Genomic DNA, 22,386 nt, shown 5'->3' on the forward strand with positions numbered 1-22,386 from the left:
AAAAATGCTGACCGAAAAAATTCGGCAGCGAGAGGCAGAGAAGGCGGACATCGTGACGGGACGGCGTAGAAAGCCGGGTCGAGTAGGCCTGTATTTAATCACCGCAATTTGGTTGGCCGTTCTGGTCCCGATTAGCGCGATGGCGGCGCCGTATGCCGCGATGGTGATGGATGCCCGAAACGGCGAAGTCATCCACACAAGCAATGCGGACACGCGTCTTCACCCGGCATCCCTGACCAAGATGATGACCCTCTACATTGTGTTCGAAGCGGTGCAGAACGGCGAAATCAGCATGGACACCAAGGTGCAGATTTCGAAGAAAGCGGCCTCTGAGCCCCCGTCCAAGTTAGGGTTGCGGGCTGGATCGACCATTCAGCTCAGATACCTTGTCCGCGCCGCCGCCGTGAAATCGGCCAACGACGCGGCGACGGCCCTGGCCGAAGCGATTTCCGGGTCTGAGGCTGCCTTTGCGCGTCGGATGAACCGCACCGCAAAAGCTTTGGGCATGGGGCGCACAACCTTCAAGAACGCGCATGGTCTGACCGAAAGCGGGCACATGTCCACCGCGCGCGACATGACGATCCTCGGGCGGCATGTGCTTTATGACTATCCTCAATATTACAACCTGTTCTCGCGCCGCAGCACGGATGCCGGGATCAAGACCGTGGCCCACACAAACCGGCGGTTTCTGGACAGCTATCGCGGAGCGGACGGGATCAAGACCGGGTACACTCGCGCCGCCGGGTTCAACCTGACCGCAACTGCCGAGCGTGGAGGCGAGCGGATCATCGTGACGGTGTTCGGCGGCAACTCTACCGCATCGCGCAACGCGCAGGTCGCCAAACTCATGGACCTGGGTTTCAACAAGGCGCCCGCCCGCATGGCGCTGCGCACGCCGCGCAAGCCGCCTTATCTTGGGCCGGACACATCCACGGCCACCGAAACGGTCATTGCCAATAGCCAGACCCCTTCGACCCAGACCCGTGCGAAATCCATTCGGGTTGTCGCTGCGGCCGTAAAGACAAGCCTGCGCCCGACCGCACGTCCCGTCGCCCAGCCCATTCTGCCCGATGTTCTGGTGGCCGAACTGAAGAACGACATTCAATCCGTTCTGGCCGAAGTGCAGACGGAAGAGGTGCAGGAAGTTGCCGCAACAGCGGCGCAAGTCGCCCTTGCCACAGCCGCACCGGCAACAGCCCCTGCAAGCCTTGCGCCATCTTTGAAAACCGCACCCAGCGCGTCTGTGAAGCCGGTCGGTCGCCCCAGAACCCTGGTTCTTGCATCGGCCACGACACGGCAGGTTGCACCTGCGGAACCCGTTCAGGCGCGCGAAGCCGAGGTTGTCACCCGCATCTCCACGTCTGGTGGACGGCATTGGGGCATCAATGTCGGGCGGTTCCCAAGCCGGTATGCCGCCGAGAAAGCGCTGCTCAAGACCGCATTGGCGGAGATGGCAACGCTTGACGGGTCGCTGCGCAAAGTGGTGAACGGTGCGCGGGGGTTTGATGCAAACTTCATGGGCCTGTCGCGTGAAAGCGCCGACCTTGCCTGCCGCCGTCTTCAGGCCCGCCAGGTCACCTGCTTCATGATCGGACCAAGCTGATCCAACTTGGGTCAGCTTTTGGGATGGTCGTCGTAATCGTCTGACAGGATACGTTCCGCCGCGCCGTCCGGGTCTTCGTACTGTTTGGACTTCACCGTGAACACAAACGCCACCAGCCCGATCCCGCCAAGGATCAGCGATACAGGGATGAGGTAGGCCAGCACGTTCATCGAAAGCTCCGGTTTATCTCAGGCGCAAGGCGTTGAGCGACACAGTAATCGAAGAGCTCGACATCGCCAATGCGGCGATAAGCGGCGAACACAGTCCCGCCACGGCCAAAGGCACGGCGACGATGTTGTACCATGTCGCGATGGTGAAATTCTGGCGAATACGTTTGATCGCTATCCGCGACGTCGCAAGCGCGTCCGAGATCGGTTCAAGCGAATTGCCCAACAGAACCACATCCGACGCCACACGCGCGGCATCGAGGGCTGTCGCTGGAGAGATCGACGCATGGGCACCGGCAAGGGCGGCCGTGTCATTCAAACCATCGCCCACCATCAGAACATGTTTCCCACCCGCCGTCAGGTCAGCCACCTTTGCCGCCTTGTCTTGTGGCAGGGCCTCGGCAATCCATTTGGCAATTCCCAGACGTGCGGCAAAGGCCTCGACTGCCGGGGTGGTGTCGCCGGACATCAGGATCACGTCAAAGCCATCGTCTTGCAGCCTGGCCACAAGCGCCTCTGCCCCGTCGCGGATCTGATCGGCAAAGCGGAACGGGTCCGCCACCGTGTCACCAACGCGCAGCCATGCAGCGGTGTCCTGGCTTTCGCCACCACCAACCCAGCTGGACCGGCCCAGACGCACTGTCTGCCCTTTCCACAAAGCTTCGGTGCCATGGCCGGGGATTTCGGTGATCTGTGTAACCGTTTCTGCCTGAACCCCCGCGTCGCGGATGGCTTTGGCCAGTGATTGCGACAGCGGATGCGACGACCCTTCCGCAAGGGCAAGCGTGATCCCCAGATCGCGGCGCGAATGATCACCAAGGTTCGTGACCTCGGGCGTGCCAGCGGTCAGCGTTCCGGTCTTGTCGAACACAACCGTATCGACCTGCGCCATGCGTTCCAGCGCGGTGGCGTCCTTGATCAGAAGCCCCTTGCGGAACAACCGTCCAGACGCCGCCGTGGTCACGGCAGGGACCGCAAGTCCCAGCGCACAGGGGCAGGTGATGATCAGAACCGCCGCCGCAATATTGAGGGCGGTGCGCAGATCGAAGGTGTAGAAATACCAGCCCAGAAACGCCAGGGCCGACAGGATATGCACGCCGGGCGCGTAAAGCTTGGCCGCCTTGTCGGCAAGCGACGTGTAACGCGAGCGACCGGATTCCGCGATCGCGACAAGGTCCGCCATGCGGTGCAGCGACGTATCACGCCCAACGGCGTTGGCACGGATGGTCAGCGGGCCGGTCAGATTGACCTCCCCCGCGCTGACGACAGATCCGGGGCCAGCATAAATGGGCCGCGTTTCCCCGGTAAGCAGCGACCGGTCCAGTTCGGACTGACCATCGGTGATTTCCCCATCCACCGGCATTCGGCCACCCGGCCGCACAAGGATCAGATCGCCCACGGCCAAGGCGGACATGGCGATCTGTTCTTCGCCGTTTTCGGTGATCCGAGACACGCGCGGGACTTCCAGGGCGGCAAGCTCTTCGGCGGCGGATCGCGCGGCGGATCGCGTGCGGTGGTCCAGATACCGTCCTGCCAGCAGGAAAAAGGTCAGCGTGATCGCGGCGTCGAAATAGGCGTGTTCCCCCGACAGGGACGTTTCCCAAAGCGACGTCGCAACCGCCAGCGCAATGGCAAGCGAGATCGGAACATCCATGTTGAGCCGCCCTGCCCGTAGCGCGGTCCAGGCATGTTTGAAGAAGGGCTGCGCCGAAAACGCGATGGTCGGCAGCGCGATGGCAGCGGAAATCCAGTGGAACATGTCCCGCGTCGGGCCATCGGCCCCTGACCAGACCGCAACGGACAAAAGCATGATGTTCATTGCCGCGAAACCGGCCACGGCCAGCCGCATCAAAAGATCGCGTCCTGCCTTGTCGGTATCGGTGGCGCGCAGGGCCGTGGTGTCAAGCTCATGCGCCTCGTACCCGGCCTTTTCCAGCACCTTGACCAGATCGTCGGCGGTGAGGTCGGGCGTCGCCTCGACCTGGGCGCGCCTGAGCGTAAGGTTCACCCGCGCGCCCTTTACGCCGTCGGTTGCCCCAAGAATGCGCTCTACCCCGGAAATGCACGCCGCACAGTGGATCGACGGCAGGGACAGAACGATATTGACCTCTTTCGGCAACGCCGCTTCGGCCAGGGCCTCTGCCGCAGGCGCTGCGGAACAGGCCGGACACGCGGACAATTGAGGACGCATCGCAACGGTCATGGATCAACTTTCGACGTGAAGGACAACGCGCTGTTCGAACTGGACCCCGTCCAAGGACGTGGCTTTCATCCGGATATTCCAGTTTCCCGGACGCAGGGATTCGCGCGCCACATAAGCCTGCCCGTCAAAGGCAAATTCCGGACTGCGGTCGTCCTGAACGTGGGTTGCACGCCCCAGAACGGCCTCGAGCGACCCCGTCTGTACCGGGCGTCCGTCAGCGTCCTTGATGCTGAGGATCAGCAAACCACCCTTGGACTCGGCATAGACGCTCCAGCCCAGGGATTCCTGTTCGGCGCGGCGTATATCGAACTCTTGCGATGCGACGTAAGAGTTTTTCACTTCAAGCCCGGGAAAGGTTTTCACCGCCGAATAGGCCAGGACCAGATTGACGGAAATGATGACGGCAAACGCCCCCCCAAAGATCGCCAATGCGTGCCAGCCGGTGAGTTTGAATTCCTTGGTCATCAGTTGCTTCTCCCGTTGAAGATGCTGTCGGTGTAGGCGCGGTCGCCGTTGGTGAGGTCTTCAACCCAGAACCGCAGATCACTGCGTTCGTCCTCAGCCGGATCGGATCCGGGTGCGGCCACAACATAGACACGTTGCAGGTAGGTTTCGTTCGCGGGCACATCGACTGTCTCGTACGGCGTCCCTTCGAGTTGAATGCGCAAGGCCGGGTGACCGGTGACGGACATGCGGAACGGTCGATCCTCGCCGTGTTTGTTCAAGAGACGCACGTCATAGGTGTTGCGGATCGACCCGTCGGAAAGCGTCACGAAGGTCGGGTTGCGTACCGGGGCGACCGTCATGTCGATTTCAGGACGAATGAACAGCGCGAAGACAAGGCCAAAACCGACCAGCGCCCAAAGTCCCGTGTACATCATCGTGCGGATACGGAAGATGTGGAACCAAGCCGTGCGGGGTTTTTCCCCGGCGCGTTCGCGCGGCTCGTCCGACAGGGCAAGATAGTCGATCAGACCCCGCGGCTTGCCCACCTTTTCCATGATGTCGTCACAGGCGTCGATGCACAGGCCGCAGGTGATACATTCCATCTGCTGCCCGTCGCGGATGTCGATGCCCGCCGGGCAGACGTTGACGCAGGCCATGCAGTCGATGCAATCGCCCAGCTGTTCGGAACCTTCGGCCTTGCGATGCTTGCCACGCGGTTCACCACGCCATTCGCGGTAAGCCACAGTGAGCGTATCCTCGTCCATCATCGCGGCCTGGATGCGGGGCCACGGGCAAGCATAGTTGCAGATCTGTTCGCGGGCAAAGCCGCCGAAGAAAAACGTGGTCGCCGTGAGAATCAGCATTGTGGTGTACGCGACAGGGTGCGCTTGACCGGTCACCAGATCGCGCAGCAATGTCGGTGCATCGGCAAAGTAGAACACCCACGCACCACCGGTTGCGAGGCCGATAAAGAACCACGACACCCACTTGGTGACGCGCAGGCGCGCCTTGCGGAGATCCATCTTTTCCTGCCGGTGCAAACGCAGTCTCGCGTTGCGGTCGCCTTCGATCCAGCGTTCCACAAGGATGAACAGGTCGGTCCAGACGGTTTGCGGGCAGGCATAGCCGCACCACACCCGGCCCAGTGCCGAGGTAAACAGAAACAGACCCAGGCCCGCCATGATCAGCAGGCCCGCGATAAAATAGAATTCGTGCGGCCAGATCTCGATCCAGAAGAAAAAGAAACGGCGGTTTGCAAGGTCGATCAACACCGCCTGATCCGGCAATTGCGGACCCCGGTCCCACCTGATCCAAGGCGTGACATAGTAGATGCCCAGCGTCACGATCATGATGATCCATTTGAAGCTGCGGAAGTTGCCCTTCACACGCTTCGGAAAGATCGGTTCGCGCGCCGCGTAAAGCTTCGGCGGTGTGGTATTTTCTGCTTGAGACACGAGAAAGTTGGCTCCCAAAGACGGATTGGCTTGATGGTCTTTTCTCAGGCATGCACGCGCCGGACTTTGACTTGCATCAAATACTGTATCTTTAATTCAGGTTTTTACCGCCGCGCGCCGGATCCAGCGCAAAAATGCCTTGAGCGGGGCGCGGTGGACCCCCGGACGTGTCACCAGATGATAGCCCGCATTCAACCGGTCTTCGAAAACGGCAATCAAACGCCCCGCCGCCAGATCCTCGGCCACGGCGATTCGTGTGGACACGGCGACGCCCTGCCCGTTTCGCGCACCATCCAGCATCAGATTTCCCGGCACCTCGGTGCGCGACCGGACGCGGGCATTGATGAGACCTCGTGTCGCGAACCACGAAGTTGATTCCGTTGTCCCCAGTTCTTCCAGCCAGGGAAAATCAATCAGTTCTTTCGGATTTTCCGGTATCTGGCCTTTGAACAGCGACGGCGCGCCCACCACGACAAGCGGCGACTCCATCAGCGGTTCGCTGTCCAGACCCGCCCAGCCCCCGTTGCCATAGCGGATCGCCACGTCGATGGCCCCCGGCGTCGGGTCTGTCAGTGCGGGACTGGGGGTCATGATCATATCAATTCCGGGATGTTCGGCCTGAAAGCCGGCAAGACGCGGCATCAGCCATGCGCTTGCGAATGTCGAGGTGCAGGCAACGTTCAGCGGGCGCTGCGCATCGGCGTTGGTCACGGCCTCGATCCCGCTCGCGATGCGGCCAAACCCGTCCTCGAGCGCGCGGGCCAGATCACGACCATCCGATGTCAATTCCAGCGCTCGACTGGACCGGTCCAACAACGGAGTCCCCAGATGTGTCTCAAGGCTGCGCAATTGCTGCGAGATCGCGGCGTGGCTGACATTCAGCGCCAGCCCGGCATCGGTAACGGACCCGGTCTGCACAAAGGCACAGAACGCCCGAAGCGCAGAAAGAGATGGCAGGCGACCCCAATCAATCATGTAACTTCACCTTACATATTGAATTTATCCCTGAGTCGCATTTTCGGCCCGAAACGGCAAGTATGATCGCACAAACCCGCCAACTCAGGAGAGTCACATGTTCACTGCACTTGCACAAACCTTGTTCCGCGCCAGCGGTGTATCCCCAACCCATGTCCAAAAGGACATCCCGCAATCGTGGTATCGCGAAGACCTGCAATCCACGTCAAAGCCAAAGCGTTGGGAAGATTGGAAATGATTGATCCAGTTGTTTTTCAACCGCCCCACATCTGGCATGGAAAAACAAAAAAAGACCACGCGGGCCGGTGGCCGTGGCGCGGTCGCAGATGGCAATCTGCCTGACAATGACGCCGGTGCTTCGAAACGCGCGAACAGAAAGAAGCACCGGCGCTGTTCCTTTTGGCCCGAAGGCCAAAAGGTGTCTTTGTAAACCTTATTCGGCGGGCGCTTCACCACCGCCAAGCCCGTGGACATAGGTCGCCACAGCGCGGATTTCAGCCTCGCTCAGACGTTCGCTCCATGGGGGCATCACACCAAAGCGCGAATAGGTCACGGTCGCGGTCAGGGTTTCGAAATCCCCGCCGTAAAGCCAGATGGCATCCGTCAGGTTCGGCGCACCCTGCCAGCGATCGCCCGTGCCGTCGTCCATGTGACAGGCCGCGCAATTGTCCAGGAACACGGTTTCACCAGCCGCAACAAGCGCTGCATCCTGCGGTTCACCCGACAGCGACATCACATAGTTGACGACCTGAGTGATCTCTTCGGTCTCAAGCAGGTCGCCAAAGGCCGGCATTTGTGAATACCGCGCGTCAGGGTCTTCCTCGTTCCGGATGCCGTGCGAAATGGTCGTGTGGATCGCTTCGATGTCACCACCCCACAGCCAATCATCGTCAAGCAGGTTCGGATAGCCCTTGGCACCCGCAGCGCCGGAACCGTGGCACTGTGCGCACCATGTCCGGAACACAGCACCACCCGCGTTCTGCGCAAATTGGTTCAGGTTCGGATCCTGGGCGATTTCTGTCAGTTCGACCGAAGCCAGCTGGGTGTTGATGCCAGCGTTGGCCTCTTCAAAGCTGGCAATGTCCGCCGCCACTTCGGCGCGGGTCGAGAACCCAAGCAGACCGGGTGTGGCCGCCTTGATTCCCGGCCATGCCGGATAAGCGATCGAATAAAGCACAGCCCAGACAATCGTGGCGTAGAAGGTCCACAACCACCAGCGCGGCAGAGGTTTGTTGTATTCCTTGATCCCGTCCCACTCGTGACCTGTGGTTTCATAATCAAGGTCGTCGTCTTGCTTCTTGCTCATTGCCTCGCCTCCTTGGATGCGGCGGGTTTGTCTTCGTGACGAAACGGGATGTTGGCTGTATCGCGATGCGTCTTGTTGCTTCCCGGACGAATGGCCCAGAGGATAACTGCAACAAAGAACAGGAACAGAAGCAGCAACATCCAGCTGTCGGCGAATTCCCGGAGGAACGAATAGGTTTCCATTGTGTCCTCCTCAGCGGCTTGCGTCTGGAGTGAAGGTCGAGAAATCGACCATTGTGCCAAGCACCTGAAGATAGGCAATCAGCGCGTCTGCTTCCGAAACGCCTGGCTGGCCATCAAAGTTGCGCACATTCACTGCTTCACCGTACCGTTCCAGCAGGCCGTCAAAGTCGCTGTCCGGATCGGCCTGGGCACGGAAGTCTTCGCGCGCGGCTTCGATCATTTCGGCGGAATACGGCACACCGACAAACGCGTTGGTCCCCATCACGTCGGCGATATGTTCCCCTTCCAGAAGCGTCGCTTCGAGGAAGCCATATTTCGGCATCACCGATTCCGGCACCACGGATTGCGGATCACGCAGGTGATCAACATGCCAATCGTCCGAATAGCGGCCACCGACGCGGGCAAGGTCAGGCCCAGTCCGCTTGGAGCCCCACTGGAACGGGTGGTCATACATCGACTCTGCCGCAAGGCTGTAGTGGCCATACCGTTCGACTTCATCGCGCATCGGGCGGATCATCTGGCTGTGACAGACATAACAGCCTTCACGGACGTAGATGTTGCGCCCTTCCAGCTCGAGTGGGGTGTAGGGACGCATGCCCTCCACCTTTTCGATGGTGTTTTCAAGGTAGAAGAGCGGCACGATCTGCACCAGTCCCCCGATGGTCACGACAAGGAAACTGAGGATCAGCAGCAATGTCGCGTTGGTTTCGATGAGCTTGTGCTTGTCGAGAATACCCATTGTCCAAGCCTCCTTATTCGGCCGCGACGGCTGCTGACGCGCCGGCGGTCTCTTTCGCCGGGCTGCGTGTCGCAGTCATCCACAGGTTGTAGCACATGATGAGGGCACCGGTGAGGTACATCACACCACCAAGGGCACGCACGACGTACATCGGGAACTTTGCGCTTACGGTGTCGGCAAAGCTGTTCACGAGGAACCCGTTTGCATCGACTTCGCGCCACATCAGGCCTTCCATGATCCCCGTGACCCACATCGAGGACGCGTAGAGAATGATGCCGATTGTGGCGAGCCAGAAGTGCCAGCTGACCATGCTGAGGCTGTAAAGCCGCTGACGGTTCCAAAGCTTGGGCACGAGGAAGTACAGAGCGCCGAAGGTGATCATGCCGTTCCAGCCAAGCGCGCCGGAATGGACGTGACCGATGGTCCAGTCCGTGTAGTGCGACAGCGAGTTGACAGCACGGATCGACATCATCGGGCCTTCGAAGGTCGACATGCCGTAAAAGCCAAGCGAAATCACCATCATCCGGATGACCGGGTCGGTGCGCAGCTTGTCCCAGGCACCCGAGAGCGTCATCAGACCGTTGATCATGCCGCCCCATGACGGCATCCACAGAACGATCGAGAACACCATGCCAAGGGTCGAGGCCCAGTCCGGCAGAGCGGTGTAGTGCAGGTGGTGCGGACCGGCCCAGATATAGAGAAAGATCAGCGCCCAGAAGTGGATGATCGACAGTTTATAGCTGAAAACCGGACGTTCGGCCTGTTTCGGCACGAAGTAGTACATCATGCCGAGGAAGCCCGCCGTCAGGAAGAAACCAACGGCGTTGTGGCCGTACCACCACTGAACCATCGCATCCTGAACGCCTGAAAAGACCTGCACGGATTTGGAACCGAAGATCGAAACCGGGATGCTCAGGTTGTTGAACACATGCAGCATCGCAACCGTGACGATAAAGGACAGGAAGAACCAGTTGGCCACATAGATATGCGGCTCTTTACGCTTGATGATCGTGCCGAGGAATACCGCCAGATACGCCAGCCAGACGATGGTCAGCCACAGGTCGATATACCATTCCGGTTCTGCGTATTCCTTGGACTGGGTCGCACCCAGCAGGTAGCCTGTCGCGGCCAGCACGATGAACAGGTTGTAGCCCCAGAACACGAACCAGGCAGTGTTGCCCCCCCAAAGGCGCGCGGCGCTTGTGCGCTGCACCACATAGAAGGATGTCGCGATCAAGGCGTTGCCGCCAAACGCGAAAATCACCGCAGAGGTGTGCAAAGGACGCAACCGTCCAAAGTTCGCATAGCCCTGCGCCCATTCGAAATTCAGCCCCGGAAACGCCAACTGAAACGCGATGAAGGTTCCGACCAGGAACCCCGTTACACCCCAGAAAGCGGTTGCGATCACGCCGTAACGGACCACACCATCCATGTAGCTTGTTTCAAGCACTGCCGCCGGAACCGGTTCATCCGTGTTCCGCAGTGTCCAGAGGAATAGCCCCGCAGATACCGCCATGATGAGGATGGCGTGAACCTGATAGGCCAAATCGCGCGCATAGCTTGCAGCGATCATCGCAAGAAGCGTGATCAAACCAAGCGCGATCAGCTTGATATAGTTCAACATTGTTTGTCCCTTCGTCTTTCCCACACGATTCGGCTGCCGCGTGGGCGGTTTTCAGACTGGGCCCTTAATGCGAGACTTGGCCAAACCTATCCTTGATCTGCATCAATAGAATTGATGGACTTGTTTGATGGGTGTCAAAGCGCAGCACCTGACTTGCGTGGAAGGTGCAGGAAGAGGAATTTAAACCAAGGGAGCCAACAATGTCTTTCAAAACGATTCTGGCCGTTGTCACGGACCAGGCCCACATGTCAGATACACTCGCGCAGGCTGTCACGATGGCAGACGCGTTGGACGCACACCTGAGCGTTGTCTGCATCGGCGTCGACCGCACCCAGACCGGATATTATTACGCCGGAATGAACGCCGCCGTGTTGCAGGAAACAATGAATCATGCACGCGAACAGGCCGCCGAACTGGCAACTGCGGCCAAGAAGCAGATGGAAATGTCGGGATTGCGCTGGGGCGTCTCCGAGGCGGTTTGCCAACTGGCTGACATGTCCCGCTATGTCGCGGCCCATGCCCGGTTTGCAGATCTCGCCATTTTGCCGCGCCCCTACGGAGATGATCGCGGAATCGAACTTGAAGCGGCGACCGAAGGCGCGCTGTTTGAAGGTCAGTCACCGGTCATCGTGCTGCCTGAAGGTGGAGCGGAGTTGAAGATGCCGCAGAAAATTGCGGTTGGCTGGAATGAAAGCGCCGAGGCTCTGCGCGCTGTTCGCAGCGCCCTGCCCTTCCTCATCGCCGCACAATCCGTCCATATCGTGGTGATTGATCCGCCCAAGCACGGCCCCAACCGGTCTGATCCCGGCGGACAATTGTCACAATACCTTGCCCGACACGGTGTGAAGGTCGAGATTGATGTCCTGTCCAAGACCATGCCGCGCGTGTCGGATGTCATGCGCAGGCATGTCTCGGACATGAACGCGGATCTTGTTGTGATGGGCGCCTATGGTCACTCGCGGTTCCGCGAAGCCATTCTTGGCGGCGCCACCCGCAACATGCTGGAAACTTCGGAAGTTCCTGTGTTCATGGCGCATTGACGCACGAACCGGGCGCGTTTTGACCTATCCCGTCAGAAGGCGCAGGCCTTGCGTCACATCCGAACGCACCGCCAATCGAAGGCCGGGTTCATCCCCGGCCTTCAGCGCCGCAATGATCAGACGATGGTACTGCGGCGCTTCAGTGCGTCTCAGCCTCCCATAAAGCGCACGCATCGTCGGTCCAAGCTGCAGCCACACGGTTTCGGCCATCGCCAGCATCGCAGGGGCCTGCGCCCGCAGATACAGGGCGCGGTGGAAATCAAGGTTGGTGCGGATGTAACCCACGGCATCCCGGTTCGAGACAGCATCGGCAATGGTGCCGTTGATGGTCTGCAACCGGTCGATCAGCGCAAGATGCGCCCGTGGCAGGGCGCGGCTGGCAAGTTCGACCTCGATCAGGGCACGCAGCGCGGCCAGTTCCTCGATTCGATCATTGGACAGTTCCGGAGTGGATACCCGACCGGAGGCCGACATCGACAAGGCGCCTTCGGCAACAAGTCTCTGAACCGCCTCGCGGGCAGGGGTCATCGACACGTCGAATTCCCGTCCGATCCCCCGGAGCGTCAACGGATGACCCGGCGTCATCTGGCCAAACATGATCCGGTTGCGCAAGCCGCGATACACGCGGTCATGTGCAGAAAGTGTCGGTTCAGTGGGGCGGATCAGGACGCTCATGCCGAATTGTGATCACAGGCCGTGAACGGGTCAAGCATCAAACCGGAAACGATGCAGCTTTGGGCCGTCATGCCGCAGCCAGGCGCGGGCCTCCTGATGTGGACCATAAAGCTGATGAACCACGCGCCAGAAGTCCGGCGAATGATTCATTTCCTGTAGATGCGCCACCTCATGGGCCGCCACATAATTCAGCACCGCTTTCGGCGCGAGGATCAACCGCCACGAATACATCAACGCTCCTGCCGACGAACACGACCCCCAACGCGACCGCGTGTCCCGCAGGGTCAGTCGTGCATAGGGCCGCCCCAGTTGCCCGGCATAGTGATCCGATGCCCGTGTCAGTTCGGCCCTGGCCTGTTCTTTCAGCCAAGCCAACAGGTGAACGCGCCCCTTTTCAAGCGGCTGCGGCAATTCGATCACGTTGCCTGCAACCCTCAAACGCTTTCCGGCACTGTCCCGCAGGTCGAAATCCGCGCCCGCAACGGTCAGGCGCTGCCCCGGTCCGACAAGCGTCTGGCTGCCTTGCTTTGACAGGTGCCCGCGCACCCAATCCTGCTTTTCCACCGCAAAGGCCAGCGCCTCGCGTTCGGACACACCCCGCGGCACCGTCAAGGTCACAACCCCATCCACCCGCGAAATCCGCAACGTCATGCGCCGCGCTCGGGGGTTTTTCCGCAATTTCAGTGTAATTTCGGGGTTGCCCGGAAGAGTTCTGAAGCCCATATGCCGCTCGATGAGATCCGTGCCGTAAAGCCTTTGACACTGGTTCGGTGTTATGGCAGTTGGCGCAGATTGTCGATATGACCACGCAATTGAAGGGGATCACCCATGCCCAAAGAAGAATGGGGCGTCAAACGCGTTTGCCCGACGACTGGCAAGCGCTTTTATGACCTGAACAACAATCCGATCATCAGCCCTTACACCGGCGAAGTGGTTGAAATTGAAACCGGCAAGACCCGCATGATCGCGGCCGATGCCGAAGACCGTCAGAGCAAGGCCAAATCCGATAACACGGAAGAGTCGGATGCTCTGGAAGATGATGACGTCGATGTGGAACTCGAAGACGATGATGTTCTGGAAGACGACGATGATGATAACGTCTCGCTTGACGATATCGCGGACGTCGCCAGCGACGACGACGATTAATTTCTGCATGTGGGGCGGAATCACGCTTGATCCCGCCCCCGGCATTGCGTAATTGAACGCGCACAATCGGGGCCTTAGCTCAGCTGGGAGAGCGCTTGCATGGCATGCAAGAGGTCAGGGGTTCGATCCCCCTAGGCTCCACCAATTCCCTCCCGACAAATGTTACATTTTTGCCCCCTGCCGTCTTCGGGACCACGCAGAGCAAGACCACTCTGGATTTTGCATCCGTCGCTTCGTAGGATTCCGTTAAGGATAATTAAGAAACAGGCTGTGCGATGTTCGAAGCTCAGAGGCTTTGGAACGACCTTTGGGGCGCTTTTGAAAACACGTTTCGGTATCAGTATGTCCTGTCGCGTGCTGTTGAAAAGCTGAATGGATTCAAGTGTCACACCGGATCTGTCTGGTCGCTGTATTCTGGCCCCGAATTACCGGTCTGCGCCATTTTTGATCGCAACGGCAAGCCGATCGGCGTGGTTGCCGGGATCGCAGTCGGGCCAGACGCCCTCTTGTCAAAGTCATCCTGCACGATCCCGGTCGACACCGGAGCCGCAAATTTCTGGGACCAGTTCGAAACCTATATTGTCGATGTGGCAGGTCGCTATGCCTTCATGATCGAACACGCAGGCCAGACGCGCCTTTACACCGATCCGGTCGGAATGATCGGAGCTGTCTACAGCAAGCTGGATGGCTATGTCGCGTCCTCACCGCTGCTGGCGATCAAACGCCCGCTGACACCGAACCCGAAATTCGATTTCGACACAATCGCGAACAAGGGCGGAAAGCTGACGCTGTTTCACACCGCCGATGCGCATGTGCGGCGATTGAACCCGAACCATTACCTTGATCTTGATTGTTTCGAAGAACACCGCTTCTGGCCAAGGAACGAAACGTTCCAGACCCCACCCGAGCGCGTGTTAAGCACATATGACGACATTTCCAGCCGGGTCAGGTTCAATATCGGCGAGATCGCAAAGTCCTTTCCCTGCGCGATGCCGGTCAGTGGTGGGCAGGACAGCCGATTGCTTCTGGCATTTGCGGGGCCGCACACGGCATCAATCCAGACCTTCTATACCCATATCAACAACTACGCGACGCGGCGCGACGATGCCATCGGCAAGGCCTTGTGCGCGGCAATCGACGTGCCGCACGAAACCCATGACAAACGCGAATTCAGCTTGGAGCGTTGGGATCTCAAGCACTCGCATCAGAAATACAAGCTGACACTCGGCGCGCCGTCCTCGCTTCCCAAGGAATACATCAACGGGGTCGTCACCGGCGTGCCTGATGGGCATGTCATCTTGCGCGGACACCAGACCGATCTGCTGCGCGCCGTCTTTGTCTTTCAACCTCAAGAGCGGTGGCACGAACCGGACTGGCAACTGGAGCGCCTGATTATCGTGCCCCGCGCCGAGTTCACCAAAGAGGTGGCCGACAGGTTCAGGGACGATTTCGTCGCGTGGCAATCCACCTTGCCTGAAAACGCCATGACCAAAGCCGCCGATTTCATGTTCCTTGAAGTCTATTACAATTCGACGGTGGGCGCGACGTTCCCCGCGCTCTGGCGACATTTCTATGTGTCACCCTTCAACAGCAGACGGTTGATTGGCCTCGCACTTGGTTTTGACGAGAAAGAGCGGCGCAAATCGGTGCCCGTTTTCGACATCATCGAACGTCAAAGACCTGAATTGTCCTTGGTCCCTTATGATTTCGAATTGCCCGCCTCCCTGGACACGTTGCAGGACAAGCTCCTGTGCCTTGAACTGACCCAACGGCGCAGACGGCGCACACGCAAGCGCCTTGCGACCTACGCGACACGATCCAGGACCGATGACGTGGCAGTACAAATCCTTGGTACGGACTTGGTCACAGCCTAGGCGCGCTGCAGATCTCCCAGAACGGTGATCTCGGGCGCACGTTTGGACAGGGACTGACACATGAGCGCGGACAAAAGGCGGAATTCGCCTTCGCGCGATGTACCCTTGCGCCAGACCATTCCGATTGTCCGCGATGGCGCGGTGCCCCGAAACGGGCGGGCGACGACAAGGTCCTGATGGGCAACTTCCGATTTCACATAAAGCGTGGGCATCAGGGACACGCCCATCCCCGTGGCCACCATCTGACGGAGGGTATCAAGGCTGGTGCCTTCGTAATCATGCGACAGTTCAACCCCGTAATCGTCCGAAATGGTCCGCACCAGCTCATAAAGTCGGTGACCGGGCTCAAGCGAGAGAACCAGCTCACCCCGAAGCATGACCGGATCGATTTCGGTCTCGCGTGCAAGACGGTGATCGACTGGCATCACCACCTGAATCGGCTCGCGAAACAGCGGTTGCGTTTCCAGTTCGGCCCGGTTCACTGGCAACGGGAAAAACAACAGGTCAAGCGCACCCTCTTCCAGACTGCGCAGCAGCAGGTCCGGTAGTTCTTCGCGAACATAGAGCCCGAGCTTGGGATATTGCTTGTGCAGATCCGGGATGACCAAAGGCAGAAAATAAGATCCGACGGTCTGGACAACGCCAATCCGGATGACCGAAGACAGAACGCTTTGCCGTGACTTTGCGATGACATGAATCTCGGAGACCTCGCGCAGGATACGCCTGCCGCGTTCCGCGATCTCTTTTCCCGTCGGCGTCATGATCACCTTTGATCGACCGCGTTCCACCAAGGTGGCTCCCAAACGCAGTTCAAGTTCCTTGATCTGCGCACTGAGGGTGGGTTGGGTGACGTTGCACGCCTCGGCCGCGCGCCGAAAGTGCAGCTGATCCGCGACCGCCACCAGATACCGCAATTGTTGCAAACTTGGCATGTGACGCACTTTGATAGTTAATTTCTATCAAAGTCGCTCATATTTCCGATTTGGTCAATGAGACGCGCAGCCCTATCTGACCTTTTGGGCAAGAGGGCAGGAAACGTGCAGCGATCCAAGGGAGGTCTTTTCGGGTGCGACAGGCAAAGCGCTGATGACGGGGCGTTGACCCAGTCCTATGGGGCTATTGCGTGTTCTCGACAGCACCAAAACACCGGCGAAGACCCTGAATCCCGTGCCTTCAACGCCAGACCGTCTTGCACAGGAACCACTGTCCATGGGGGGCTTGGCAACCCTGAAACTGGTGCGGGATCGGATCGGGTTTCTGACTGATGGCAGGGGGTTTTCCAAAAGATGTGCGCGGTAACGGATTGACCGGGGTCGTGCCCGTTCTTTTTTCAGCCGCGCTATTCGTCTACTTCGCATCACTGGTTCCGACCATCGCGACACAAGAGGTGATCCGCGCCACGGCACCGTGGGTGCCGTCGCTGGGAATCGAATTTGCGTTTCTGGTCGATGGGCTGAGCCTGACCTTCGCTTTGCTGATCTCGGGCATCGGGACATTGGTGCTACTTTATTCCAACACTTACCTTGCCGGACATCCGCAATACGCGCGGTTCGCCCTGTTCCTGACCGCTTTCATGGTGTCGATGCTGGGTCTTGTTCTGGCCGACGACCTGATCCTGCTATTCGTGTTCTGGGAACTGACCACGATCACCTCGTACATGCTGATCGGATTTTCGCACGAGACCGAGAAAAGCCGCCGCAACGCGTTGCAGGCGCTGTTTGTCACCGGGGCCGGAGGGTTGGCGTTTCTTGCCGGGTTGATCCTGCTGGCTGCCGTGTCGGGCACGACCAGCATCTCGGGGCTTCTGACCATGGGTGACGAATTGCGCGCCCATGCAATGTACCTGCCAATCCTGATCCTGCTGCTGGCGGGCACATTCACCAAATCCGCGCAGGTGCCGTTCCATTTCTGGCTGCCCAACGCGATGGCCGCGCCGACCCCGGTCAGCGCGTTCCTGCATTCGGCCACGATGGTCAAGGCAGGCGTCTATGTCATGGCGCGGATGCACCCGGCGATGTCGGGCACCGATGTCTGGCTCTGGACGCTGACGATCTTCGGCGCGGTCACTGCGGTGTTCTCGAGCCTTCTGGCGCTGCGCCAGACCGACCTCAAACAGGCGCTGGCCTACACGACGCTGATGGCGCTTGGCACGCTGACGCTTTTCCTGGGGCAGGAGTCGGGCTACGCGATGACCGCCTTTGCGACCTTCCTGATCGTGCATTCGCTTTACAAGGCGTCGCTGTTTCTTGTCGTCGGCTGCATCGACCTCTCGACCGGCACCCGCGAGACCGATCAGCTTGGTGGGCTTGGGCGGATCATGCCGATCACTGCCGTTGCGGCAGCCTTGGCCGCGCTGTCGATGGCGGGCTTTCCACCGTTCCTGGGCTTCATCGGCAAGGAATTGAAATACGCCGGTGCGCTGGCCGTCGCGTCCGAGCCGGTCCTGGTGGCAGGCGCTGCGCTGCTGTCCAATGCCCTGATGCTGGCTGTTGCGGGTGTCGTCGCCTTCCGCCCGTTCTGGCGCGGCAGCGTCCCGTCAGGTCAATCCCCCCGCGAGGCGCCTTGGCAGATGTGGGCTGGACCCATCATCCTTGCCAGTTTTGGCGCACTGTTCGGCATTTACCCGGACCTTTTGCAGGTCGCGCTGATCAACCCAACCGTAATTTCCCTCACCGGTGAAGTCGGCGAAGCGAAAGAGCTGAAGCTTTGGGCCGGATTCAACATCCCGCTGATCCTGAGCATCGCGACCTTTGTTCTTGGTCTGCTGATCTACGCTGGCCATGTCAAACTGCGCGCCCTGCTGGTGCGTGGTTTCGGCATTCTTCCCGATCTCGATCTGGGTTGGGACCAGTTCCTTGACGGACTCAAGGGATTTGCAAAGTGGCAAACCCGGATTGTGCAAAACGGCAAACTCTCAAGCTATCTCTTCGGCACCTTCCTGACCATCGCCGCAGGTATCCTGCTCACGCTGATCTACACCGGAATGCCGATGATCGCTGTCGATCTGTCGGACGTGGAATGGAAACACACCTCCATTGCGCTGCTGACGATCTCCGGGGCCATCCTCGCGCTCTTCACCAATTCGCGTATCGCCGGAATCGCGGCTTTGGGTGTGGTCGGCATCGGCATCGCGATGATCTTCATTGTGTTCAGCGCGCCCGACGTGGCGATCACGCAGCTTCTGGTCGAAACGCTGATCGTCGTGCTGGTGGCGGTTGTCATGCTGCGCCTTCCCTTGCTTCCCAAAGCCGAGTTCAGGCTGGGCCATGCGGTGCTGTCGCTTGCCGTCGGGGCCGCCGTGTCCCTGACTCTGATCGCCGTGGTCTCCAGCCCGCTTGATCTGCGCCTGACCGATTATTTCGAGGCGACGAGTTGGCCCGAAGCCTACGGGCGCAACATCGTCAACGTCATCCTCGTGGACTTCCGCGCGCTCGACACGTTCGGAGAGATCGCCGTTGTCGTCATTGCCGCCCTGTCAGCCTACGCGCTGTTGCGCACAACTCGCAAAGGAGACCAGAAATGAATTCCGTCATCCTGCGCGTCGGCACCCGCTACCTCGCCGGGCTTCTGCTGGTCTTTTCGTTCTACATGATGCTGCGCGGCCATAATGAACCCGGCGGCGGCTTTATCGGTGGCCTGACGGGCGCGACCGGCTTTGTACTTTATGCCATCGCCTGTGGCACAACAGACGCCCGCGCGGCGCTGCGTGTGCTGCCGCAAACGATTGCGATCTGGGGGCTGGGCATCGCGCTTGCTGCCGGTCTGTTTGCGGCACTCTTTGGCGATGCGCTCTTCACCGGGCAATGGCTGTTCATCGGCGCGACCGAGGACGACAAGGGCCTGCCCCTGTCGTCGGTGCTGGTCTTCGACATCGGCGTTTATCTCGTGGTGTTCGGGTCGATCCTCACCCTTGTCTTCGCGATGGAAGAGGAAATCTGATGGAGTTCCTGTTCGCCATCACAATCGGGGTTCTGGTCGCATCTTCGGTTTACCTGATGCTGTCCAACCACCTCTTGCGCTTCATCTTCGGGCTTGTCCTGATTTCGAACGCGGCCAACCTGACGATCTTCGTCGCCGGGCGCCTGACCGACGGCGCGCCGCCGCTGATCCGCGAGGGGGCCGAAGCACCGCTGGGAGACGTCGCCAACGCGCTTCCGCAGGCGCTGGTGCTGACCGCCATCGTGATCGGCTTTGGCCTGTTTGCCTTTGCCATCGTTCTGGTCTTCCGCGCCTGGACCACGCTCAATTCCCTGACGCCGGACGACATGCGTCTGGCCGAACCCGAAGAGGCGCATAAGTGAGCTGGCTTCTTGCGCTTCCCATTGTCATTCCGTTCCTGACCGCCGTTCTTGCCTTCCTGACGCGGCAAAACCCGGTGGGACGCTGGATTTCCGTGGCCGGGTCAACCGTGCTTCTGGTCGCCTCCATCGCCCTGATGAACGCGGTTCTGCGCGAAGGGGTGATCGCCGGGCAGATGGGCCAGTGGCCCGCGCCCTTTGGCATCACGCTGGTGGCAGACCTGCTGTCTGCGGTCATGGTGCTGATCACCGCCATCGTTGCTGTTGCCGTGTCGATCTATGCCATCGCGGATGTCGATAAAGGCATGGAGCGGCTAGGCTATCACGCGCTGTTCAACATGCTGATCGCCGGTGTGGTCGGCGCGTTCATCACCGGCGACCTCTTCAACCTCTATGTCTGGTTCGAGGTCATGCTGATTGCGTCCTTCGGCCTGCTGGTGCTGGGCGGACGCCCCGAGCAGATCGACGGCGGCGTGAAATATGTGGCGTTGAACCTTGTGTCGACGATCATGTTCCTGACCGGCATCGGCCTGCTCTATGGCATGACCGGCACGCTCAACATGGCCGATCTGGCAAGGGCCGTGGACAACGCGGACCAGCGGCTGCTGACCATCGTTGCCGTGCTCTTCATGATCGCCTTCGGGGTCAAGGCGGCGGTGTTCCCGCTGTTTTTCTGGCTGCCTGCCTCGTATCACACACCGGCCTTTGCCGTGTCGGCGGTGTTTGCCGGACTGCTGACCAAGGTCGGAGTCTATGCGCTTCTTCGGACCTTCACGCTGATCTTCGACCATGACACCGCGTTCACGCACACGATCCTGCTTTGGGTCGCGGGGTTCACGATGGTGGTCGGCGTTCTTGGCGCTGCGGCACAAAGCGACATGCGCAAGATCCTGTCGTTCCACATCGTCAGCCAGATCGGTTACATGATTCTTGGCCTTGCCCTGCTGACCCCGCTCGCCATCCTGGGGGCCGTGTTCTATCTCGTTCATCACATCATCGTTAAGGCGAACCTGTTCCTGATCGCGGGTGTCGCGCAACGGATCGCGGGCGATACCGAGCTGTCGCGCATCGGCGGCCTTTACAAGTCCGCGCCACTGCTGGCGATCCTGTTCCTCGTCCCTGCCTTCTCGCTTGCCGGGTTCCCGCCACTGTCGGGGTTCTGGGCCAAGTTCCTGCTGGTCAAGGCGGCACTGGACATCGAAGGCTGGATCATCGCCGGGATCGCGCTTGCCGTGGGTCTGCTGACCATCTACTCGATGACCAAGATCTGGGCGCAGGCGTTCTGGGAACCGCATCCCGACGGGATCGAGCCCAAGCTGTCGATGCTGACGACCCGCGACCGCGCGGCGATGCTGGTGCCGATTGCGGGGCTGGCAATGTTGACCGTCATCATCGGCGTCATGCCCGACCCGTTCGTGCGCTTCGCCGAGGCATCCGCAACACAGCTTCTTGACCCAACGGCCTATGTCACGGCAGTGCTGGGGGAACAGCCATGAACGCTTTCGGACTGAACATCATCCTCGCCATTGCATGGGTCGCCTTCACCGGCAGCGTGTCCTTGACCGGCCTGATCACCGGCTTTGCGATCGGTTATGGCGCGCTCTGGCTCATTCAACCGCTGATCGGCACAAGCACCTATTTCCGGCGCGTGACGGCGTGGATCAAGCTGATCATCATGTTCCACTACGAACTGATCGTCTCCAGCCTCCAGGTCGCCTTCGACATCCTGACACCGCGCCACCGCGCCCGGCCCGCACTGATCGAAGTGCCGCTTGACGTGAAATCGGACACCGGCATTCTGCTGGTGACCAACCTCATTTCGCTGACCCCCGGCACGCTGAGCCTGGATGTAAGCGAGGATCGCAAGACGCTGATGGTCCACGCGATGTTCGCCGATGATCCCGACGCCCTACGCAAAAGCCTCAAGGACGGCATGGAGCGCTGGGTGATCGACGCGGTGGAGGGGACATGATGGATGGATTTCTGGACCTCAGCCTCGAGATCGGCTTTCTGTGTGTGGTTGTGTCGGTGGTGCTGGCGTTCTTCCGGCTGGTCAGGGGACCAAGCCTTCAGGACCGCGTTGTGGCGCTTGACTTCATGACTGTCGCCATCGTCGCCTTCTGCGGTCTGGCCGCTGTCCGATACGGAACACCGGCGTTCCTAGACGTGGCACTGGTGCTGGCGCTGGTCGGGTTCCTGGCAACAGTTGCTTTGGCGCGCTTTGCCGAACGCAACACGGTGCGCAACCGAAAGGAGACCGGCGATGAGTGACCTGATTGCTGGCAGCCTGATCATTCTGGGCGGCGTCTTTGCGGTGATCGGCGCGTTGGGGCTGGTCCGGATGCCCGATGTGCTGATCCGGATGCATGCCTCGACCAAGATCGGCACCTTGTCGACCGGGCTCATCCTTGCCGGGAGCGCCGTTGTCTTTGCAAGCCCGGACATCATCATCCGGGTGATAGCCATTGTGCTTTTCATCCTGCTGACCGCCCCCATCGGCGCGCATATGATGGGGCGCTCCGTGCTGTCGACCGGTGTGCCGCTCTGGAAGAACGAGGATATTGCGCAGGACGAAGTCGAGGATGAGTTGCTACAGGCGCATGATGCGCCAGAGGATCGCTGAAACGCAAAAGGCCGCTCGATCGAGCGGCCT

The 22,386-nt window shown here is 59.9% G+C and carries 24 protein-coding genes and 1 tRNA gene; 13 read left to right on the forward strand and 12 right to left on the reverse strand.

What is annotated here, in order from left to right; all coding sequences use genetic code 11:
• Positions 1-139: 139 nt before the first annotated feature.
• On the forward strand, positions 140-1,603 hold the full coding sequence (locus tag ACTIEN_RS03170) for a D-alanyl-D-alanine carboxypeptidase family protein (protein ID WP_439521661.1): 1,464 nt from the start codon (positions 140-142) through the stop codon (positions 1,601-1,603).
• Between the two features lie 11 nt (positions 1,604-1,614).
• Here the strand turns inward: ACTIEN_RS03170 and ccoS are convergent, their stop codons facing one another.
• From ccoS to ACTIEN_RS03195, 5 genes are all read right to left on the reverse strand, one after another.
• Positions 1,615-1,773, reverse strand: coding sequence for a cbb3-type cytochrome oxidase assembly protein CcoS (ccoS, locus tag ACTIEN_RS03175; RefSeq protein ID WP_439521662.1), 159 nt, complete (start codon positions 1,771-1,773; stop codon positions 1,615-1,617).
• A gap of 13 nt (positions 1,774-1,786) precedes the next feature.
• Positions 1,787-3,973 (reverse strand): heavy metal translocating P-type ATPase, encoded by a 2,187-nt coding sequence (locus tag ACTIEN_RS03180; RefSeq protein ID WP_439521663.1) that lies wholly within the window; start codon positions 3,971-3,973, stop codon positions 1,787-1,789.
• 3 nt (positions 3,974-3,976) lie between these two features.
• On the reverse strand, positions 3,977-4,438 hold the full coding sequence (locus tag ACTIEN_RS03185) for a FixH family protein (protein ID WP_439521664.1): 462 nt from the start codon (positions 4,436-4,438) through the stop codon (positions 3,977-3,979).
• Complete coding sequence (gene ccoG, locus ACTIEN_RS03190) at positions 4,438-5,874, reverse strand: cytochrome c oxidase accessory protein CcoG (protein ID WP_439521665.1); 1,437 nt, start codon at positions 5,872-5,874, stop codon at positions 4,438-4,440. The genes ACTIEN_RS03185 and ccoG overlap by 1 nt, the downstream gene beginning before the upstream one ends.
• A 96-nt stretch (positions 5,875-5,970) precedes the next feature.
• A complete protein-coding gene (locus ACTIEN_RS03195) occupies positions 5,971-6,849 on the reverse strand; it encodes a LysR family transcriptional regulator (RefSeq protein WP_439521666.1) in 879 nt (292 codons plus the stop codon).
• A gap of 97 nt (positions 6,850-6,946) precedes the next feature.
• Between ACTIEN_RS03195 and ACTIEN_RS03200 the strand changes: the two genes are divergently transcribed.
• Complete coding sequence (locus ACTIEN_RS03200; RefSeq protein ID WP_439521667.1) at positions 6,947-7,087, forward strand: hypothetical protein; 141 nt, start codon at positions 6,947-6,949, stop codon at positions 7,085-7,087.
• Between the two features lie 195 nt (positions 7,088-7,282).
• Here ACTIEN_RS03200 and ccoP read toward each other — a convergent pair whose 3' ends face one another.
• From ccoP to ccoN, 4 genes are read right to left on the reverse strand one after another with little or no spacing between them, the layout of a single operon-like run.
• Positions 7,283-8,155: a cytochrome-c oxidase, cbb3-type subunit III gene (gene ccoP / locus ACTIEN_RS03205; protein WP_439521668.1), complete on the reverse strand. Its 873-nt coding sequence runs from the start codon at positions 8,153-8,155 to the stop codon at positions 7,283-7,285.
• Entirely contained in the window at positions 8,152-8,337 is a 186-nt protein-coding gene (locus tag ACTIEN_RS03210; RefSeq protein ID WP_439521669.1) for a cbb3-type cytochrome c oxidase subunit 3, read from the reverse strand. The genes ccoP and ACTIEN_RS03210 overlap by 4 nt, the downstream gene beginning before the upstream one ends.
• 10 nt (positions 8,338-8,347) lie before the next feature.
• Positions 8,348-9,076: a cytochrome-c oxidase, cbb3-type subunit II gene (gene ccoO, locus ACTIEN_RS03215; RefSeq protein WP_439521670.1), complete on the reverse strand. Its 729-nt coding sequence runs from the start codon at positions 9,074-9,076 to the stop codon at positions 8,348-8,350.
• 13 nt (positions 9,077-9,089) lie between these two features.
• On the reverse strand, positions 9,090-10,700 hold the full coding sequence (gene ccoN, locus ACTIEN_RS03220) for a cytochrome-c oxidase, cbb3-type subunit I (RefSeq protein WP_439521671.1): 1,611 nt from the start codon (positions 10,698-10,700) through the stop codon (positions 9,090-9,092).
• A 200-nt stretch (positions 10,701-10,900) separates the two neighbouring features.
• On the opposite strand from ccoN, the gene ACTIEN_RS03225 reads away from it, so the two are divergent.
• On the forward strand, positions 10,901-11,740 hold the full coding sequence (locus ACTIEN_RS03225; protein ID WP_439521672.1) for a universal stress protein: 840 nt from the start codon (positions 10,901-10,903) through the stop codon (positions 11,738-11,740).
• 24 nt (positions 11,741-11,764) lie between these two features.
• Here the strand turns inward: ACTIEN_RS03225 and ACTIEN_RS03230 are convergent, their stop codons facing one another.
• Together ACTIEN_RS03230 and ACTIEN_RS03235 are read right to left on the reverse strand one after the other, a co-directional pair.
• Positions 11,765-12,415, reverse strand: a complete 651-nt coding sequence (locus ACTIEN_RS03230; protein ID WP_439521673.1) for a GntR family transcriptional regulator — start codon at positions 12,413-12,415, stop codon at positions 11,765-11,767.
• A 30-nt stretch (positions 12,416-12,445) separates the two neighbouring features.
• Positions 12,446-13,066, reverse strand: a complete 621-nt coding sequence (locus ACTIEN_RS03235) for a M48 family metallopeptidase (RefSeq protein WP_439521674.1) — start codon at positions 13,064-13,066, stop codon at positions 12,446-12,448.
• Positions 13,067-13,243: 177 nt separating this feature from the next.
• Between ACTIEN_RS03235 and ACTIEN_RS03240 the strand changes: the two genes are divergently transcribed.
• The 3 genes from ACTIEN_RS03240 to ACTIEN_RS03250 all read left to right on the forward strand — a co-directional run bounded on the left by ACTIEN_RS03240 (position 13,244) and on the right by ACTIEN_RS03250 (position 15,435).
• Positions 13,244-13,561 (forward strand): TIGR02300 family protein, encoded by a 318-nt coding sequence (locus tag ACTIEN_RS03240; RefSeq protein ID WP_439521675.1) that lies wholly within the window; start codon positions 13,244-13,246, stop codon positions 13,559-13,561.
• 68 nt (positions 13,562-13,629) lie between these two features.
• A tRNA-Ala gene (locus ACTIEN_RS03245) sits at positions 13,630-13,705 on the forward strand.
• Between the two features lie 131 nt (positions 13,706-13,836).
• A complete protein-coding gene (locus ACTIEN_RS03250; protein WP_439521676.1) occupies positions 13,837-15,435 on the forward strand; it encodes a hypothetical protein in 1,599 nt (532 codons plus the stop codon).
• Here the strand turns inward: ACTIEN_RS03250 and ACTIEN_RS03255 are convergent.
• On the reverse strand, positions 15,432-16,367 hold the full coding sequence (locus tag ACTIEN_RS03255; protein WP_439521677.1) for a hydrogen peroxide-inducible genes activator: 936 nt from the start codon (positions 16,365-16,367) through the stop codon (positions 15,432-15,434). The genes ACTIEN_RS03250 and ACTIEN_RS03255 overlap by 4 nt on opposite strands.
• A gap of 332 nt (positions 16,368-16,699) precedes the next feature.
• Between ACTIEN_RS03255 and ACTIEN_RS03260 the strand changes: the two genes are divergently transcribed.
• From ACTIEN_RS03260 to mnhG, 7 genes are read left to right on the forward strand one after another with little or no spacing between them, the layout of a single operon-like run.
• Positions 16,700-18,958 (forward strand): putative monovalent cation/H+ antiporter subunit A, encoded by a 2,259-nt coding sequence (locus tag ACTIEN_RS03260; RefSeq protein WP_439521678.1) that lies wholly within the window; start codon positions 16,700-16,702, stop codon positions 18,956-18,958.
• A complete protein-coding gene (locus ACTIEN_RS03265) occupies positions 18,955-19,374 on the forward strand; it encodes an MnhB domain-containing protein (protein ID WP_439521679.1) in 420 nt (139 codons plus the stop codon). The genes ACTIEN_RS03260 and ACTIEN_RS03265 overlap by 4 nt, the downstream gene beginning before the upstream one ends.
• Positions 19,374-19,736, forward strand: a complete 363-nt coding sequence (locus ACTIEN_RS03270; RefSeq protein WP_439521680.1) for a Na+/H+ antiporter subunit C — start codon at positions 19,374-19,376, stop codon at positions 19,734-19,736. The genes ACTIEN_RS03265 and ACTIEN_RS03270 overlap by 1 nt, the downstream gene beginning before the upstream one ends.
• Complete coding sequence (locus ACTIEN_RS03275; RefSeq protein WP_439521681.1) at positions 19,733-21,229, forward strand: Na+/H+ antiporter subunit D; 1,497 nt, start codon at positions 19,733-19,735, stop codon at positions 21,227-21,229. The genes ACTIEN_RS03270 and ACTIEN_RS03275 overlap by 4 nt, the downstream gene beginning before the upstream one ends.
• Entirely contained in the window at positions 21,226-21,705 is a 480-nt protein-coding gene (locus tag ACTIEN_RS03280) for a Na+/H+ antiporter subunit E (RefSeq protein ID WP_439521682.1), read from the forward strand. The genes ACTIEN_RS03275 and ACTIEN_RS03280 overlap by 4 nt, the downstream gene beginning before the upstream one ends.
• On the forward strand, positions 21,702-22,004 hold the full coding sequence (locus ACTIEN_RS03285) for a monovalent cation/H+ antiporter complex subunit F (protein ID WP_439521683.1): 303 nt from the start codon (positions 21,702-21,704) through the stop codon (positions 22,002-22,004). Before ACTIEN_RS03280 ends, ACTIEN_RS03285 begins: the two co-directional genes overlap by 4 nt.
• Positions 21,997-22,356: a monovalent cation/H(+) antiporter subunit G gene (gene mnhG, locus ACTIEN_RS03290; protein ID WP_439521684.1), complete on the forward strand. Its 360-nt coding sequence runs from the start codon at positions 21,997-21,999 to the stop codon at positions 22,354-22,356. The genes ACTIEN_RS03285 and mnhG overlap by 8 nt, the downstream gene beginning before the upstream one ends.
• The last annotated feature ends 30 nt before the right edge of the window (positions 22,357-22,386 follow it).

It is taken from the genome of Marivita sp. (assembly GCF_051859345.1).
Classification (GTDB): Bacteria; Pseudomonadota; Alphaproteobacteria; order Rhodobacterales; family Rhodobacteraceae; genus Marivita.